This is a genomic window from Ruegeria sp. CE12 (genome assembly GCF_056537525.1).
In genome coordinates, this window is record NZ_JBQFRS010000040.1 from 1 (window position 1) to 1,644 (window position 1,644).

At 53.6% G+C, this 1,644-nt stretch carries 3 protein-coding genes; 2 read left to right on the top strand and 1 reads right to left on the bottom strand.

The window, feature by feature from the left end; genetic code table 11:
* Positions 1-724: EAL domain-containing protein (locus ACR0IO_RS22945; RefSeq protein WP_480745144.1), on the bottom strand; the 724-nt coding region annotated here is incomplete at its 3' end.
* 72 nt (positions 725-796) lie between these two features.
* Here ACR0IO_RS22945 and ACR0IO_RS22950 point away from each other — a divergent pair.
* Together ACR0IO_RS22950 and ACR0IO_RS22955 are read left to right on the top strand one after the other, a co-directional pair.
* A complete protein-coding gene (locus ACR0IO_RS22950) occupies positions 797-1,369 on the top strand; it encodes a DNA-3-methyladenine glycosylase I (protein ID WP_480745146.1) in 573 nt (190 codons plus the stop codon).
* A gap of 81 nt (positions 1,370-1,450) precedes the next feature.
* Positions 1,451-1,644, top strand: a 194-nt coding sequence (locus ACR0IO_RS22955) for an NAD-dependent epimerase/dehydratase family protein (RefSeq protein WP_480745148.1), incomplete at its 3' end; no start/stop codon positions are given.

A 1,644-nucleotide genomic window follows, 5' to 3' on the forward strand; every position in this document is an offset into this window, starting at 1 on the left:
CGGCATCGGCAGGGTTCTCAATCCCTTCCGCCACAATCAGCATATCAAAATGGCGTGCCACGGATTGGATCGCAGAACATAAAACCTGATTGTCGGGATCATCGGCGACATGCGCCACGAATTGCGCATCAACCTTCAGAATATCAAACGAGAAGTCCCGCAAATAGCGCAAGGCAGTATTCCCTGCCCCAAAATCATCCAAGGCAAAGCTGACCCCCTTCGCGTGCAGATCCCGCATAAACGGCGTCACCAATTCAGGCATCTGCATCGCGCTTGTCTCAGTGATCTCAAGGATCAAACGTTCCAAATCTTGCAGATGGGCAGCAATATGAGCGGCCAGAATTTTATGAAACGGCGCATAGCCGATAGAGCGGGCTGACATATTCACCGCAAGACGTAGTTGCGGCGCTTCATGTATAGCTGCAAGCCCCATCGCAAGGGCCGCGCAATCCAGCCTGCGGCCAAGTTCTGTGGCCTCAACCTCCATGATAAAATCGCGGGCGGGGATCAGCCGCCCCGCCTCATCAAATAAGCGCACCAACCCCTCGTAAAAGGCAGGGCCTCTCCCATGGGCCCGCATAATCGGCTGAAATGCCAAGGCGACATCCCCCCGCCTCAAAGCCCCTTCGACTAGGGAGATTGCCCCGCGCCGCATATCGGTCATGGCAACCGCGAAAGGGCTGGCCAAATCAGGATTTGCAAAATCACTGCGCGGCACGGTCATGGTCATCTCCAATTGCTGCCTTGTAGATGTGCCGTGCCAACTCTTAATGTGAGGTGAACAAAAGGGCAGATTATGGATGATCAAACGATAATTCGCTGCGCATGGTGTTTGGGCGATCCCGACTATATCGCCTATCACGACCAAGAATGGGGGCGGCCCCTCTATGAAAGCCGCGGGCTGTTTGAAAACTTGTGTCTTGAAGGGTTCCAAGCAGGCCTAAGTTGGATCACGATCCTGCGAAAGCGCGAGAATTTTCGCGCTGCTTTTGCAGGGTTTGATCCCCATGCACTTGCCAAATGGGGTGCAGCGGATATTGAGCGATTGATGCAAGATCAAGGCATCATTCGCCAACGAGGTAAAATTGAGGCCACCCTTACAAATGCACAGGCCTATCTCAAACTTGAGGCTGAGGTTGGCTTTTCAAAATTTATCTGGGGTTTTGTGGATCACACCCCGCAGATAAACCGCCCCCAAACCCTTGGTGATGTTCCAGCACAAACCGCAACCTCGGTGGCGCTGTCCAAGGCCCTAAAGCAGGCAGGGTTCAAATTCTGCGGCCCCACAACAGTTTATGCCTTTATGCAAGCCAGTGGGCTTGTGAATGACCATTTTGCAACCTGTGCCTTTGCGCCAAATATCACATAGCCCCCAAAAGCGCGGATTTGTCTCTTGGAGGTTCAAGGCTTTCCCTGTTAGGGAAACCCAAACGACAATCGAGGACATGACATGGCCACACGGCGCGCATTGGTAACGGGTTCATCTGGTTTTATCGGGTTTCACCTGTCGCAGCGTCTCTTGGCCGATGGGTGGGAGGTTCTGGGCCTAGATGCCATGACCGATTACTATGATGTCACCCTCAAAGAACGCCGCGAGGCGATGCTGAACCAGTCGCCCAATTTCCGCGTTGTGCATGATCGGGT

Bases quoted from the DNA above. Each gene is read 5' to 3' on its own strand.
- ACR0IO_RS22950 (WP_480745146.1), top strand. From the start codon at position 797: ATGGATGATCAAACGATAATTCGCTGCGCATGGTGTTTGGGCGATCCC.